General features: G+C 71.2%; 13 protein-coding genes and 1 pseudogene. 10 read left to right on the top strand and 4 right to left on the bottom strand.

The window, feature by feature from the left end; genetic code table 11:
* Positions 1 to 244, top strand: a 244-nt coding sequence (locus tag A5713_RS25490; protein WP_255398465.1) for a MaoC/PaaZ C-terminal domain-containing protein, incomplete at its 5' end; no start/stop codon positions are given.
* On the opposite strand, the gene otsB is transcribed toward A5713_RS25490, so the two are convergent.
* Together otsB and A5713_RS25480 are read right to left on the bottom strand one after the other, a co-directional pair.
* Positions 241 to 1,368: a trehalose-phosphatase gene (gene otsB / locus A5713_RS25485; RefSeq protein ID WP_068099055.1), complete on the bottom strand. Its 1,128-nt coding sequence runs from the start codon at positions 1,366 to 1,368 to the stop codon at positions 241 to 243. The genes A5713_RS25490 and otsB overlap by 4 nt on opposite strands.
* A 41-nt stretch (positions 1,369 to 1,409) precedes the next feature.
* Positions 1,410 to 2,756: a wax ester/triacylglycerol synthase domain-containing protein gene (locus A5713_RS25480; RefSeq protein ID WP_068099054.1), complete on the bottom strand. Its 1,347-nt coding sequence runs from the start codon at positions 2,754 to 2,756 to the stop codon at positions 1,410 to 1,412.
* A gap of 164 nt (positions 2,757 to 2,920) precedes the next feature.
* Between A5713_RS25480 and A5713_RS25475 the strand changes: the two genes are divergently transcribed.
* The 3 genes from A5713_RS25475 to A5713_RS25465 all read left to right on the top strand — a co-directional run bounded on the left by A5713_RS25475 (position 2,921) and on the right by A5713_RS25465 (position 7,452).
* Entirely contained in the window at positions 2,921 to 6,238 is a 3,318-nt protein-coding gene (locus A5713_RS25475) for an error-prone DNA polymerase (protein ID WP_068099053.1), read from the top strand.
* A 76-nt stretch (positions 6,239 to 6,314) separates the two neighbouring features.
* Complete coding sequence (locus A5713_RS25470; protein WP_068099052.1) at positions 6,315 to 6,662, top strand: hypothetical protein; 348 nt, start codon at positions 6,315 to 6,317, stop codon at positions 6,660 to 6,662.
* Positions 6,663 to 6,807: 145 nt separating this feature from the next.
* Positions 6,808 to 7,452: a nitroreductase family protein gene (locus A5713_RS25465; protein ID WP_068099051.1), complete on the top strand. Its 645-nt coding sequence runs from the start codon at positions 6,808 to 6,810 to the stop codon at positions 7,450 to 7,452.
* Here A5713_RS25465 and A5713_RS25460 read toward each other — a convergent pair whose 3' ends face one another.
* A complete protein-coding gene (locus A5713_RS25460; protein ID WP_067922156.1) occupies positions 7,453 to 7,917 on the bottom strand; it encodes a tRNA (cytidine(34)-2'-O)-methyltransferase in 465 nt (154 codons plus the stop codon).
* 17 nt (positions 7,918 to 7,934) lie between these two features.
* Here A5713_RS25460 and A5713_RS25455 point away from each other — a divergent pair, with 17 nt between their 5' ends.
* The 6 genes from A5713_RS25455 to A5713_RS25430 all read left to right on the top strand — a co-directional run bounded on the left by A5713_RS25455 (position 7,935) and on the right by A5713_RS25430 (position 13,437).
* On the top strand, positions 7,935 to 8,540 hold the full coding sequence (locus tag A5713_RS25455; protein WP_068099050.1) for a bifunctional 2-polyprenyl-6-hydroxyphenol methylase/3-demethylubiquinol 3-O-methyltransferase UbiG: 606 nt from the start codon (positions 7,935 to 7,937) through the stop codon (positions 8,538 to 8,540).
* Between the two features lie 251 nt (positions 8,541 to 8,791).
* The gene (locus A5713_RS25450) at positions 8,792 to 11,512 is read left to right on the top strand and encodes a sensor histidine kinase (protein ID WP_068099058.1); all 2,721 of its coding nucleotides are present in this window, start codon (positions 8,792 to 8,794) and stop codon (positions 11,510 to 11,512) included.
* Positions 11,509 to 11,907 (top strand): serine protease inhibitor, encoded by a 399-nt coding sequence (locus A5713_RS25445; protein WP_067922147.1) that lies wholly within the window; start codon positions 11,509 to 11,511, stop codon positions 11,905 to 11,907. Before A5713_RS25450 ends, A5713_RS25445 begins: the two co-directional genes overlap by 4 nt.
* A gap of 6 nt (positions 11,908 to 11,913) precedes the next feature.
* Positions 11,914 to 12,285 carry a DUF742 domain-containing protein gene (locus tag A5713_RS25440; protein ID WP_067922144.1) on the top strand — a complete coding sequence of 124 codons (372 nt, stop codon included), beginning with the start codon at positions 11,914 to 11,916 and terminating at the stop codon, positions 12,283 to 12,285.
* Entirely contained in the window at positions 12,266 to 12,862 is a 597-nt protein-coding gene (locus A5713_RS25435) for an ATP/GTP-binding protein (protein ID WP_068099049.1), read from the top strand. The genes A5713_RS25440 and A5713_RS25435 overlap by 20 nt, the downstream gene beginning before the upstream one ends.
* Positions 12,863 to 12,882: 20 nt before the next feature.
* Positions 12,883 to 13,437 carry a pentapeptide repeat-containing protein gene (locus A5713_RS25430; RefSeq protein ID WP_068099057.1) on the top strand — a complete coding sequence of 185 codons (555 nt, stop codon included), beginning with the start codon at positions 12,883 to 12,885 and terminating at the stop codon, positions 13,435 to 13,437.
* Between the two features lie 2 nt (positions 13,438 to 13,439).
* Here the strand turns inward: A5713_RS25430 and A5713_RS25425 are convergent.
* Positions 13,440 to 15,179 (bottom strand): annotated as a pseudogene (locus A5713_RS25425) (ABC transporter ATP-binding protein/permease); the annotation flags it as partial.
* Between the last annotated feature and the right edge of the window lie 71 nt (positions 15,180 to 15,250).

Genomic DNA, 15,250 nt, shown 5'->3' with positions numbered 1-15,250 from the left:
GCTGTGCAGCTACGGGGTGGCGGGCCGCGCGCTGGTCGCCGAGCTCGGCGGCGGGGTCGCGGCCAACGTCACGTCGATCGACGCGCGGTTCACCTCGCCGGTGTTCCCCGGCGAGACGCTGACCACGCTGATCTGGCGCACCGAGCCGGGCAAGGCGGTCTTTCGCACCGAGGCCTCGGGCGCCGAGGGTTCCGGACCTCGCGTGGCGCTCGACGACGGCGCGGTGGAATACGTCCAGGCCTAGCCGGACAGCCGGCCCGCCAGGCGGGCGGTGAACTCGCCGGCCTTCGCCGGGCTGTCCAGGGCGAACCGCGCCGCGGTGGCGCGGTCACCGTCGTCGTAGTGCCGCACCAGGATCGGCACCCCGCCGTCGCGGACCGCGTCGAACGCGTCCTCGTCGGTGATGTCGTCGCCGAGATAGACCGGCGTCAGGGCGCCGGACTCGGCCTCGGTCAGGTGAGAGAGCACCCAGCGCAACGTCTTTCCCTTGTCCCAGTCCAGGTCCGGGCGCAGCTCGATGACCTCGCGTCCGGTGGTCACCCGGAGGCCGTCGCGCCGGCCCGCGGCGCGCACGGCGGCAGCCACCTCGCCGACGCGGTCCCGCGCGGCGTTGCGGTAGTGCACGGCGACGCCAAAACGCTTGTGCTCCACCACCACACCGGGGATGGAGCCCAGCCGCTCGCGCAGCTGGGCGGCCGCGCGTTCCAGCACCGGGACGGCCGTCGCCGCCTCGTCGTTCTGGTGGTGCGCGCCGTCGGGCGCGGTCAGCTCGAAACCATGGCTGCCGGCATACCAAATCCCGTGAACGCCAACACGTTTCGTCACATCGGCCAGATCGCGGCCCGACAGCACCGCGACCGGGCACCGCGCCGCCAGCTGCCGCAGCGCCTCGGTGGCACCCGCGACCGGGACGGCGGCGTCGGGGTCGTTGACGATGTCGGAGAGTGTGCCGTCGAAGTCGAAGAACACCGCCGGCCTGCGCTCGGCCAGGTCGTCGAGCACCGTCAGCGCGTCGGGCAGCCGCGACATCCGGAGGTCCCCGGTGCGCACCGTGACCTCGCGAGCGTCGGCGACGACCGCATCCGCGCCGGCGTCTGCCAGCGCGTCACCGTGCCCGACGCCGATGACCAACGCGAACCCGCCGGCGCGCGCGGCCTTGACGACCGCTTCGTCGGTCGTGACGACCACGCCCCGCCCGGGGAGCGCGCCGACGTCGTCGGCAGCCCTCGACAGGTCCTCGGCCGAGGAGAAAACGGCGGTGGCCACGCCGATCTCATGCAACCGGCCGTCCAGCGCGGGCTCTGGCGCGTCGAACAGCACCGCGTCGTGGCGACGCGGGTCGATGACGACCGACCCCGACTGTGGCATGACCCAACCTTCTCACGAGGATCGGTCCGGCCGGGAGCCGGTCAGTGCCGCGCTTGTCCCGGGAAAGGCGGGCGCGGCCCCGGTGTGCGGCCGGGGAAGGCGCGGTGGGATCGCTTGCGGCGACGATCGCCGAACAGCAGGACCGAGTCCTGGCTGAGCGCGACGAGGCGTGCCATGCCGAGCTCGATGCCGGCGGCCAATTGCTTGACGTCGAACGCGGCGCCGCGCTCGGCGGTGATACCGAACACGAGTTCGTCGCCGTAGCTGAGCACCGCGACTCCGGTGCTCAACTCGACGGCGGTCGGCGGGATGGGCAGCACGCGCTCCATCGTCTGACCCATCAGCCGCAGCCGGTGCCGCGGCCCAGGCGCGTTCGTGGTCAACGTCACGATGGGACGCTGCGGCAGTCGCGACAGCAGTTGGATCACGCCGTCGCGCACCATGTTCGGCAGGCAGTTGAGCGCCGCCTCGACGATGCCGCCGGACGGTGTGGGGTCGGTTCCCCCGGCGCCCCAGCGGGTCTGCACGGTGCGCAACCGCTGGACCGGGTCGTCGTGTTCGACGGGCAGGTACGGTGACCGGACCGGCGTCGGCACCAGGGCGCGCAGCGAGTCCGCCCGCGGTTCCTCGCCGCGGCCGAGCAGGACCGTGCGGAAGCCCTCGGCGGTCGCGGCGAGCGCGACGTCGTTGACGGTGGCACCGAACCTGCGGCAGACCCGGTCGACGTCGGCGATCGGGACGCGCACCGTGGCGTAGCGCCGCAGGACGGCGGCCCGGTCGTGTGTCCGCAAGGCGGGCCAGACCGCGCCGAGGACGGCGCCGGTCGCGGTCCAGGACATCCGCCACAGCGCGTCGGGCGAGTCGTTTCGGCGCCGTGGCGTGCGCGAAACGGGTTCGGCGGCAGGGGTGTTGGCGAAGGCGGCGGCGTCGGCGTCGTCGCACAGCCGGGTGAGCAGCTGCGCGGGCGAGTTGCCGTCCGTCAGGCGGTGATGGGTCTTCATCAGGATCGCCCAGCGGTTGCCCTTCAGGCCTTCTATCACCCAGCATTCCCAGGGCGGACGGTCCGGGCGTAGGGGTCGCTCGAGGGCGTGGGCGATGGCCGCGGCCAGCTCGGCCTCGTCACCCGGCCGGGGGATCGCCACCCGGCGCACGTGGCGGCCGAGGTCGAATCCCGGGCAGTCGACCCACTCGTGGCGCGCCGGGTGGGGCCGCAGCAATTGCGTGCAGCGGGGTATTGACCGAATGCGTTCGGCCAGAAGGCATTCGAGGCGACGGTAATCGGGTGTGCCGCCATCGACGATGGCCACCGCGCCGATCGCCAGGCCGGCGTGCTGGTCGGGATCCTGAGCCTTCAGGAGTGCCGTATCCAATACCCTCACCTGCGCCATGCTCGCCCCCGCCGGAAATTTCGCCCGGTTACCAGTGTCTGCCCTGCCCCGCTTCCGCGGTAGGCACGCGGCGTTAAGACCTTGTTTAGGAGTTGAAGATCGGTTTAACAACGGTTGGCGCAGGCGAGAGGCAATTCGAACATATTTTCGATAGACTGCGAACCGTGGGTTGGTTTAATGGCCCGCCGAGCTGGGCGGAGATGGAGCGGGTGCTCAACGGCAAGCCGCGCCATGCCGGCGTGCCGGTGGCGCCAGGGGAGGATGCCCCCCTGTCGCCCAAGCGCGGAACGTACCGGCCGCCGGACGGTACCCGGGCGGCCCGCTCGTCCGTCACTCATTCCGTTCCGTATGCCGAGCTGCACGCGCATTCGGCGTTCAGCTTTCTCGACGGGGCCGGTACGCCGGAGGAGCTGGTGGAGGAGGCCGCCCGGCTGGGGTTGCGCGCCCTGGCGCTGACCGACCACGACGGCCTGTACGGGGCGGTGCGGTTCGCCGAGGCGGCCGCCGAACTCGAGCTGCGCACCGTGTTCGGCGCGGAACTGTCGTTGGGGCCCTCGCAAAGATCCACAGCCCGCACCGAGGCCCCCGACCCGCCTGGCCCGCACCTGCTGGTGCTGGCCCGCGGCCCGGAAGGCTACCGGCGGCTGTCCCGTCAGCTGGCCGCGGCGCACCTGGCCGGCGGGGAGAAGGGCAAGCCGCGCTACGGGATCGACGCGCTGACCGAGGCCGCCGGCGGGCACTGGCACATCCTGACCGGATGCCGCAAAGGCCATGTCCGCCAAGCCCTTTCCGACGGCGGCCCGGACGCGGCGGCCCGCGCGCTGGCCGACCTGGTGGACCGGTTCGGCTCGCAAAGGGTCAGCATCGAGCTGACCCACCACGGTCAACCCCTCGACGACGAGCGCAACGCGGCGCTGGCCGGGATCGCGCCGCGCTTCGGTGTCGGCGTCGTCGCCACCACCGGGGCGCATTTCGCGGGCCCGTCGCGGCGCCGGCTGGCCATGGCGATGGGCGCCATCCGGGCGCGGCAGTCCCTGGACGCCGCCGCCGGGTGGCTGGCCCCGCTGGGGGGCTCGCACCTGCGGTCCGGCGAGGAGATGGCCCGGCTGTTCGCCTGGTGCCCCGACGCGGTGAGCGCCGCCGCCGAGCTCGGCGAACAGTGCGCGTTCGGGCTGGCGTTGATCGCCCCGCAGCTGCCGCCCTTCGACGTGCCCGGCGGGCACACCGAGGACAGCTGGCTGCGGCAGCTGACCATGACGGGCGCGCGTGACCGCTACGGGCTGCCCGACGCCGCGCCGCGCGCGTACGCCCAGATCGAACACGAGCTTAAAGTGATTGCACAGCTGCGGTTTCCGGGCTACTTTCTGGTGGTCCACGACATCGCCCGGTTTTGCCGGGAAAACAACATCCTGTGTCAGGGCAGGGGATCGGCGGCCAACTCCGCGGTCTGTTACGCCCTGGGTGTCACCGCGGTGGACCCGGTGGCCAACGAGTTGCTGTTCGAGCGCTTCCTGTCGCCCGCCCGCGACGGGCCGCCCGACATCGACATGGACATCGAGTCCGACCAGCGCGAAAAGGTCATCCAGTACGTCTACGACAAATACGGCCGCGACTACGCCGCCCAGGTCGCCAACGTCATCACCTACCGGGGCCGGATCGCGGTGCGCGACATGGCCCGCGCCCTGGGCTTCTCGCAGGGGCAGCAGGACGCCTGGAGCAAGCAGCTCGGCCACTGGGACGGGCTGGACCCTGCCTCGCCCGACTCGGATGTTCTAGAGGGCATCCCGCCGACGGTGGTCGAGCTGGCCAACCAGATCCGGAACCTGCCTCGGCACATGGGCATTCACTCCGGTGGCATGGTGATCTGCGACCGCCCGATCGCCGACGTGTGCCCGGTGGAGTGGGCGCGCATGGAGAACCGCAGCGTGTTGCAGTGGGACAAGGACGACTGTGCGGCAATCGGTTTGGTGAAATTCGACCTGCTCGGGCTGGGCATGCTGTCCGCGCTGCACTACGCGATCGACCTGGTGGCCGAGCACAAGGGGATCGAAGTCGACCTGGCCCGGCTCGACCTCTCCGAACCCGCGGTGTACGAGATGCTGGCCCGCGCCGATTCCGTCGGCGTGTTCCAGGTCGAGTCACGCGCGCAGATGGCCACCCTGCCGCGGCTGAAGCCGCGGATCTTCTACGACCTGGTGGTCGAGGTCGCGCTGATCCGTCCCGGGCCCATCCAGGGCGGGTCGGTGCACCCCTACATCCGGCGGCGCAACGGGCTGGACCCGGTGGTCTACGACCACCCGTCCATGGAGCCGGCACTGCGAAAGACGCTGGGGGTGCCGCTCTTTCAGGAGCAGCTGATGCAACTCGCGGTCGACTGCGCCGGGTTTTCCGCCGCCGAGGCCGACCAGCTGCGCCGCGCCATGGGCTCCAAGCGTTCGACCGAACGCATGCGGCGGCTGCGCGGGCGGTTCTACGACGGCATGCGCGCGCTGCACGGCGCGCCCGATGAGGTGATCGACCGGACCTACGAAAAGCTGGAAGCCTTCGCCAATTTCGGCTTCCCGGAAAGTCACGCGCTGAGTTTCGCGTCGCTGGTGTTCTACTCGTCGTGGTTCAAGCTGCACCACCCGGCGGCGTTCTGCGCGGCTCTGCTGCGCGCGCAGCCGATGGGTTTCTATTCGCCGCAGTCGCTGGTGGCCGACGCGCGCCGGCACGCAGTGACGGTGCACGGCCCGGACGTCAACGCCAGCCTGGCCCACGCCACGCTCGAGAACGCGGGCACCGAGGTCCGGCTCGGTCTGGGCGCCGTGCGCTACATCGGCGACGACCTCGCCGAGCGGTTGGTGCAGGAGCGAAAGGCCAACGGCCCATTCGCTTCCCTGCTGGACCTGACGGCCCGGCTGCAACTGAGCGTGCCGCAGACCGAGGCGCTGGCGACGGCCGGCGCGCTGGGCTGCTTTTCCATGTCGCGGCGCGAGGCGCTGTGGGCGGCCGGGGCCGCGGCCACCCAACGGCCGGACCGGTTGCCCGGCGTGGGCTCGTCCTCGCACGTCCCTGCGCTGCCCGGGATGAGCGAGCTGGAGCTGGCCGCCGCCGACGTGTGGGCCACCGGCGTCTCCCCGGACAGCTACCCGACGCAGTTCCTGCGGGCCGACCTGGACGCGATGGGCGTGGTGCCCGCCGAGAGGCTGCTGGACGTGCCCGACGGTGACCGCGTGCTGATCGCCGGCGCGGTGACCCACCGGCAGCGGCCCGGGACGGCCCAGGGGGTGACGTTTCTCAACCTCGAGGATGAGACGGGAATGGTCAACGTGCTCTGCACGCCTGCGGTGTGGGCGCGGCACCGCAAGCTGGCCAACAGCGCGCCGGCGATGCTGGTGCGCGGCCAGGTCCAAAACGCCAGCGGCGCTGTCACCGTCGTCGCCGAGCGGCTGGGCCGCATCACCCTGGCCGTCGGGTCGAAGTCCCGCGACTTTCGCTAGAAATCGACATCGCCCATCCGCATGCGCCGTAAACTATCGCCTCATCGCTGCGGCTTATCCAGATTAGGGAGTCGAAATGACACTCAACCGTAGTCGCCTTGGCGCTGCGATGCTGGGTTGTGCTGCGGCGCTTGTTCTTCCAATCGCGGTTGCCAGCGCCGATCCGCCCGACCCGCACCAGCCCGACATGACGAAGGGCTACTGCCCGGGCGGTCGATGGGGTTACGGCAATTTGGCCGTGTGCGACGGCGAGAAGTACCCCGACGGGTCGTTTTGGCACCAGTGGATGAAGACCTGGATCGTCGGCCCCCAGTTCTACTACGACTGCGTCGGTGGCGACGAACCCCTCCCGGGTCCGCCACCGCCCGGTGGCTGCGGCGGGGCGATTCCGCCCGACCAGCCAACCCCGCCGCCCCCGCCCTGACCCGACCGAGCGCGACGAGACGACGGCGCTTCCGCGTCGAACGTGCACTGACTGCGCAATTTTGGCCGAATTTTCACCGAGGATGCACGCTCGGTGCCTGAGACGCCGTAGGGGCGGCCATCAACCGCCTCGGTAGTCTCCAAGCATGACCCTCAACTTGTCCGTCGACGAAGTCCTCACCACCACCCGCTCGGTCCGCAAACGCCTGGACTTCGACAAGCCGGTCGGACGCGAGGTGTTGATGGAATGCCTCGAACTCGGGCTGCAGGCGCCCACGGGCTCCAATTCGCAAGGCTGGCAATGGGTGTTCGTCGAGGACGCCGAGAAGAAGAAGGCGATCGCCGACGTGTACCTGGCCAACGCCCGCGACTACCTGAGCGCGCCGGCGCCGCAATACGGCGAGGGGGACACCCGCGGCGAGCGGATGGGCAAGGTGCGCGACTCCGCGACCTACCTCGCCGAGCACATGCACGAGGCGCCGGTGCTGTTGATCCCGTGCATCGAAGGCCGCGACGACCAGAGCCCCGTGGGTGGGGTGTCGTTCTGGGCCTCGCTGTTCCCGGCGGTCTGGAGTTTCTGCCTGGCGCTGCGCTCCCGCGGGCTGGGCTCGTGCTGGACGACGCTGCACCTGCTCCGCGACGGCGAGCAGCAGGTGGCCGACGTGCTGGGCATCCCCTACGACAAGTACAGCCAGGGCGGGTTGTTCCCGATCGCCTACACCAAGGGCACCGACTTCCGCCCCGCCAAGCGGCTGCCCGCCGAGCAGGTCACACACTGGAACGCCTGGTAGCTACACCGCGCCCGAATAGCCGTGCTGCCGCCAGGCCTCGTAGACCGCGACGGCCGCGGCGTTCGACAGGTTCAACGAGCGGCGGCCCGCCAGCATCGGGATGCGCACCCGCTCGGTGACGTGCGGGTCGGCCAGCGTCGCGTCGTCCAGCCCGTCGGGCTCGGGCCCGAACATCAACACGTCGCCGGGGCGGTAGCCGATGTCGGAGAACCGCGTGGTCGATTGCGCGGTGAACGCGAACACCCGCGCCGGCATCAGCGCGTCCCACGCGGCCGGTAACGACGGGTGGACCGTGACCGACGCCAGGTCGTGGTAGTCCAGCCCGGCCCGCCGGAGCTGGGGCTCGGACAGGTCGAACCCCAGCGGCTCGACCAGATGCAGTTCGCAGCCAGTGGCCGCCGCCGTCCGGATGGCGTTGCCCGTGTTCGGGGGAATGCGCGGGGAGTAAAACATCAGCTTGAACACAACGCGATAATGGTCGCATGGTCGAGCAGAGCCTCTGGATGCAGAAAGTCGCTGCCGATCCAGGACATTCGCATTGGTACATCGAGCGGTTCCGGGCGATGGCCCGCGCGGGTGACGACCTGGCCGGCGAGGCCCGCTTCGTGGACGCGATGGCGCCCCGCGGCGCCCACATTCTCGACGCCGGCTGCGGCCCCGGCCGCCTGGGCGGGCACCTGGCCGCCGCCGGACACCACGTCGTCGGCGTCGACGTCGACCCGGCGCTGATCGAGGCGGCCGAGCACGATCATCCCGGCCCGCGCTGGCTGGTCGGCGACCTCGCCGAGCTCGACCTGCCCGCCCGCGGCATCCCCGAACCGTTCGACGTGATCGTGTCGGCCGGCAACGTCATGGCGTTCCTGGCCCCGAGCACGCGGGGCCGGGTGCTGAGCCGGCTGCGCGCGCACCTCGCCGACGGCGGTCGGGCGGCGATCGGCTTCGGCGCCGGCCGCGACTACGCGTTCGCCACGTTCCTCGACGACGCGGCTTCGGCCGGGTTCGCGCCCGATCTGCTGCTGTCCACCTGGGACCTGCGACCGTTCACCGATGACTCCGATTTCCTCGTCGCCGTCCTGCGGCCGGCCTGAAACCTTGACGGGCGCGTTTGCCAGAGTCGTGCGTCCGCGCGCCGGTCCACCTTGGAGAGGCCTGTCTGCTCAGTACGGATTCTGGTGGCCCGGGCCGCGGGCTGTCATACTCGTCGGATTGCCACGTTGACGCGCTCGCGCCCATCTGGCGTGGCACGGGTGGATTAAGCAGGAAGTCTCATGAGCCTCTCGTTTTCTCGAGCGCTGACCATTAGCGCAGCGGCCGGTCACGCGGCCGTGGCGACGTGACCATGTTCGCCCGCCCGGCCAACCCGGCCGAGGCGGCCGCCCCCGAGTCCGCACCGCCCCGCGCCGCCGACGCGGCGCCGGGCAAACGCCCCCGGACCTGGTCGCTGAGCAACTGGCCGGTCGGGTGGAAGGTCCTGGCGATCGTGCTCGTCCCGCTGCTGCTGGCAACGGTGTTCGGGGCGCTGCGCATCGAGGCCGCGATGGCGAACTCGAGTGCCCTGCGGCTGGCTGCGGCCCGCGCCGACGTGGTGCCGGTGATCACCAAGTACATGTCGGCCCTCGATGTCGCCCTGGTGGCGGGCAGCACCGGGCGCGACGTCGAGGGGGCCAAGAAGAACTTCGAGGCCCGCAAGTACGAACTGGACACGCGGCTGCGCGACACCGACGTGAGCCCCGAAGTCCGATCGGGAGTGAACAACCTGCTCGACGGCGGCCAGATGCTGGTCACCAAGGCGACCGACAACGGCCTCGGTTTGCGCGAACGCGTGACCCTGTACGCCCCGATCCTGCTGACCGCGGAGGACGTCATCAACGCGTCGGTACGGGTCGACGACGAGAAGATCCGCGCCCAAACCCAGGGGCTGAGCCGGGCGGTCGGGGCCCGCGGGCAGATGACGATGCAGAATGTCCTCGTCACCCGCGGCGCCGACCTGCCCGAACCGCAGCTGCGGACGTCGATGATCACCCTGGCCGGAACCGAGCCGTCGACGCTGTTCGGGATGAGCGAAGTCCTCGGCGCCGGTTCGCCCGAAGCCAAGACGCTGCAGCAGCAGCTGGTGACCCGGCTGGCGATCATGTCCGACCCGGCCAGCGTGCTCGTCGACAACGCCGACCTGCTGCGCTCGATCCAGACCACCGACGAGATCGCCGACCAGGTCATCAAGGACGCCACCGCGTCGGTGACCAAGTCCGTGCACGCCCAGGCCGCCGACAAGCGCAACTCCGCCATCGTCGACACCGTCGTGGTGCTGACCGCCATCGTCATCGCGCTGGGTGTCGTGCTGCTGGTGGCGCGCGCCCTGGTGCGGCCGCTGCGCGTCCTGCGTGACGGCGCCCTCAAGGTCGCCCACACCGACCTCGAGGAGGAGATCGCGCGGGTCAAGGCGGGCGGGGCCGAGCCGACGCCGGAACCGCTGCCCGTGTACACCACCGAGGAGATCGGCCAGGTCGCCCACGCCGTCGACGAACTGCACACCCAGGCCCTGCTGCTGGCCGGCGATGAGGCGCGGCTGCGGCTGCTGGTCAACGACATGTTCGAGACCATGTCGCGGCGCAGCCGCTCGCTGGTCGACCAGCAGCTGTCGCTCATCGACCGGCTCGAGCGCAACGAGGAGGACCCCGAACGCCTGGACAGCCTGTTCCGGCTGGACCACCTCGCGGCCCGGCTGCGCCGCAACAGCGCCAACCTGCTGGTGCTGGCCGGCGCGCAGCTCGCCCGCGACCAGCGTGACCCGGTGCCGCTGGCGACGGTGCTCAACGCGGCGGTGTCCGAGGTCGAGGACTACCGCCGCGTCGAGATCGCGGGACTGCCCGACAACAGCACGCTGATCGGCGCGGCCGCGGGTGGCGCGATTCACCTGTTCGCCGAGCTGATCGACAACGCCCTGCGCTATTCGCCGCCCTCGACGCCCGTGCGGGTCTCGGCGGCCCGCGGCGGGGACGGGGGGGTCGTGGTGCGGATCGCCGACTCCGGCCTGGGCATGAACGACACCGATCGGCGCATCGCCAACATGCGGCTGCAGGCCGGGGGCGAGGTCAGCCCCGACAACGCCCGCCACATGGGCCTGTTCGTGGTCGGCCGGATCGCGGCCCGGCACGGCATCCGGGTCGGGCTGCGCGGCCCGGCGGCCAACGAGGCGGGCCCCGGCACCACCGCCGAGATCTACCTGCCGCCCGCCATCCTCGAGGGCCCCGGCCAGCCGGTCCGCGTCGCGCGGATCAGGGCCGTCTCGGCACCCAGCGCCCCGGACGTCGCCGAGGAACGGGCGCCCGAGCCGGCGGTCCGCACCGCCGCCGACGACAGCTCCGTGCCGCCGGTCACGCTCTTGCCGCGCCGCAACCCCGGTTCCAGCGGCATCACCGACGTGCCGGCCCAACCCGCCGAGCAGCAGCCCGCGCGGCCCCGGCGCGAGCTGCCCACCCCGTGGTGGGAGAGCGGGACCCCGCCCAAGCCGGCTACCCCGGTGGCCCCCGCGGAGCCGGAGCCCAAACCCGCGCGGACGGCGTCGGACACGTCGGCGTTCTTCGCCGCGCGGTCCCGGGAGGCCGACAAGCCGGCCGCGCCGGTCCCGAGCGGGCCCGGTCCGTCGATTCCGGCCGCCCCGCACAGCGCGGCCACCCCGGCCGACGACGACGTGATCTACCGGCGGATGCTGTCGGAGATGCTGGGCGATCCGCACGACCTGGTCAACAGTCCCGACCTGGACTGGCAGTCGGTGTGGGACCGCGGCTGGACCCTGGCCGCCGCGGCCGAGGAAAAGCCCGTCGAGTCGCGCACCGCCGAGCACGGCCTGCCGGTCCGCACTCCCGGCGCCCGGCTGGTGCCCGGCGCGGCCAACGGCAACGACGCGCCCCAGCAGGACCAGCCGTCCGCCGTGCGGGAGCCCCAGCACGCGGCCGCGGGGCGCGATCCCGAGGCGGTTCGCGCGTCGTTCAGCAGCCACTTCGGCGGGGTGCGCACCGGCCGGTCGCACGCCCGTGAACAAGGATCCGATCAAGAATGACGTCACCCGGGAATTCACTGGATTGGCTGGTGACGCGGTTCGCCCGCGAGGTCCCCGGCGTGGCGCACGCCCTGCTGGTCTCCGTCGACGGGCTGCCCATCGCGGCCAGCGAGCATCTTCCGCGCGAGCGCGCCGACCAGCTGGCCGCCGTCGCCTCCGGCCTGGCCAGCCTCGCGACCGGCGCCGCGCAGCTGTTCGAGGGCGGCCAGGTGCTGCAGTCGGTGGTCGAGATGCAGCACGGCTACCTGCTGCTGATGCGCGTGGGCGACGGCTCGCATCTGGCCACCCTGGCCGCGACGTCGTGCGACATCGGTCAAATCGGCTACGAGATGGCCATCCTGGTAGAACGGGTCGGGGGCGTGGTGCAGTCCACCCGCCGGTCCGGCGTCTCGTGAGCCGCGATGGAACCCGAGCCCCGGCCGACCGCACGTAGAGGGAATCTGGTCCGGCCGTACACCCTGACGGCAGGGCGGACCGGCACCGACGTCGACCTTCCCGTGGAAGCGCCGATCCAGACGCTGCAGGCCGGCCTGGTTCACAAGTGGCTCCCCGAGGACGCGAAAGGCAAGATCATCCAGTTGTGCGTCGGCAGCCCGTCGGTCGCGGAAATCTCTGCCCGGCTGGATCTTCCGCTCGGCGTCACGCGCGTCCTGGTCGGTGATCTGGTGTTGTCCGGCTACCTTCGGGTGCACAAGACGTTGTCCGAGCGTTCGACCAGAGATGAGCGACACGAACTGATAGGAAGGACGCTGCGTGGCCTTAAGGCACTCTGAGGCGCCCCCCGAGGTGGGACAAGACGGAGCCCACGCCTCGACCAAGATCGTCATCGCGGGCGGATTCGGCGCCGGCAAGACGACGTTCGTCGGGGCGGTGTCGGAGATCATGCCGTTGCGCACCGAGGCGATGCTCACCGACGCCTCGACCGCGGTCGACGCGCTGGAGGCCACCCCGGACAAGCGGACCACCACGGTCGCGATGGACTTCGGCCGGATCACCCTGGACGAAGACCTGGTGCTCTACCTGTTCGGCACGCCGGGCCAGCGGCGGTTCTGGTTCATGTGGGACGACCTGGTTCGCGGCGCCATCGGGGCGATCGTCCTGGTGGACTGCCGGCGGCTGGAGGACAGCTTTGCCGCGGTCGACTTCTTCGAGCACCGCAACCTGCCGTTCCTGGTCGCGGTCAACGAGTTCGACGGTTCGCCTCGCTATCCCGTCGCGGAGGTGCGCGAGGCGCTGACCTTACCCGCGCACATCCCGGTGATCACAGTCGACGCCCGCGATCGCCGGTCGGCGACCGACGCGCTGATCGCGGTCAGCGAATACGCCCTGGCCAGCCTGACGGCCAATTGACGGAGTTGCGAAGCGGGTCGATCGCCACCGATTGCCACTTCCAAGGCCACGACTTCACCGACGAGGACCTCGGCGGGCTGCACACCGAACGGGTGGTGTTCGACGAGTGCAACTTCGGCGGCGTCAACCTGGCCGAGTCGCAACACCGCGGGTCGGCGTTCCGCAATTGCAGGTTTCACCGGACTTCGTTGTGGCACAGCGTGTTCACGCAGTGCAGCATGCTGGGCTCGGTCTTCCTCGAGTGCCGGATGCGGCCGATCACCTTCGACGAGGTCGACTTCACGCTGGCGGTGCTGGGCGGCAACGACCTGCGCGGCGTCGACTTGAGCGGCAGCCGGCTGCGGGAGGCCAGCCTGGTCGAGGCCGACCTGCGTAAGGCGGTGTTGCGCGGCGCCGACCTGTCCGGGGCCCGGACGACGGGCACCCGGCTGGACGACGCCGACCTGCGCGGGGCGGCCGTGGATGCCTCGTTGTGGAGAACCGCATCGCTGGCCGGCGCCCGCGTCGACGTCGGCCAGGCGGTGGCCTTCGCGGCGGCCCACGGCCTGCGCCTGGGGGAGACCCTCGACGGCTGAGGTCAGTGCTTGAGCCGGATGCGCCACCGCACCAGGCCGGTGTAGGCGATCGACAACGCCGCGAGCATGCCCATGTCGAACAGCCAGGCGGACGGCGTGTGCCGGAAGTGGCTGTCCCGCGGGTTCTGCGGGCCGGGCGCCACGGTCCACAGGTCGACCGTCGACGCCTGCGCCGCGTACCCCCACCGCGACGGCACCACCCAGGACAGCTGGTCGAGGAAGATCCGGTTGGTGACCGGCACCATCCCGCCGGACAGCACCATCTGGCCCATCAGCGACACCACCAGCAGCGGCATGATCTGCTCGTTGGAGCGCGCCAACGCCGACAGCAGCAGCCCCAGCATCGCCGCGGCCACACAGGTCGCCGCGACGGCGACGAACAGCTCGAGCGTCGCGTTACCCAGCAGCACGGCCGGGCGCGTCGGCGTGCCCTTGCCGACCACCACGATGGCCGTGGCGATCGCCGCCTGGACGACGGCGAACACGCAGAACACCGCGATCTTGGCCAGCAGGTAGGCCGTGGTGGACAGCCCGACCGCCTGCTCGCGCCGGAAGATCGGGCGCTCGCCGATGAGGTCGCGGATCGTCAGCGCGGTGCCCATGAAGGCCGCGGCCATGGTGAGCAGCGTCAGGATCGTCCCGGCCTCGCCGGCCGAGTCGCTCGTCGGGTCGGCGTACCCGAAACCGGTGTGGCCGGGAACGGTCAGCGACAGCGCGCCCATCACGAACGGCAGCAGCGCCAGGAACACGAAGTAGGCGCGGTCGGCGACCACCAGGCGCACCTGGCGGCGGGCGACTGTGGAGAACTGGTGCCGCATGCTGGTGCGCGGCGGGGCGCCGAGGTCGGCCGGCGCCTCCTTCGGCGGGGGCGGCGGTTCGTTCCGGGCCAGAAACCGGCGGTTGGCCTCGTCGGGGTCGGCGCCCACCTTGGCGAAGATCTGCGCCCAGTTGGTGGTGCCCATGGCGTCGCCGATCTCACCCGGCGCACCCAGGAACGCCGTCTTGCCGCCCGGGGCCATCAGCAGCACCTGGTCGCACACGTCGAGGTAGGTCAGCGAGTGGGTGACCACCAACACCACCCGGCCCGCGTCGGCCAGCTGCCGCAGCATGGTCATCACCTGCAGGTCGAGCGCGGGGTCCAGGCCCGAGGTCGGCTCGTCGAGGATCAGCAGCGACGGCCCGGTGAGCAACTCGAGCGCCACCGACGCGCGCTTGCGCTGCCCGCCGGACAGCTTGTCCACCCGGGTGTCCGCGTGCTGGGTCAGCCCGAGTTCGTCGAGCACCTGCGCGACGACCTCTTCGCGGTCGGCCTTGGTGGTGTCCGGCGGCAGCCGCAGCTCGGCCGCGTAGCCGAGGGCCTGGTTGACCGTGAGCTGACGGTGCACGACGTCGTCCTGCGGGACCATCCCGATCCGGGTCCGCAGCGAGGCGTACTCGGTGTGGATGTTGTGGCCCTCGAACGTGACCAACCCGGAGGTCGGGGTGGCGTACCCGGCGATCAGCCGCGAGAGCGTGGTCTTGCCCGCACCCGACCCGCCGATCAGGGCGGTCAGCGTGCCCGGGCGGGCGGTCAACGAGATCCTCTCGAGCAGATTCTTGCCGTTGACGCTGAAGTCGACGCCGCGCACCTCCAGGCCGCCGGTGCGCGCCGCCGCCTCCTGACGGCGGACCAGGATCCCGCCGGAGAACACCAGGTCGACGTTCCCGATGGTCACCACGTCGCCCTCGGACAGCACCGCCGACGCCGGCGGGCCCCGAGATCCGCGACGCCAACAGCAGCAACGGAACCTTCGTCAACGGGGTCAAAGCGGCG

It is taken from the genome of Mycobacterium sp. E2497, from assembly GCF_001668695.1.
Taxonomy (GTDB): domain Bacteria; phylum Actinomycetota; class Actinomycetes; order Mycobacteriales; family Mycobacteriaceae; genus Mycobacterium.
Note: the sequence above shows the minus strand (reverse complement) of the source record. Positions and strands in the feature narration are given on the sequence as shown.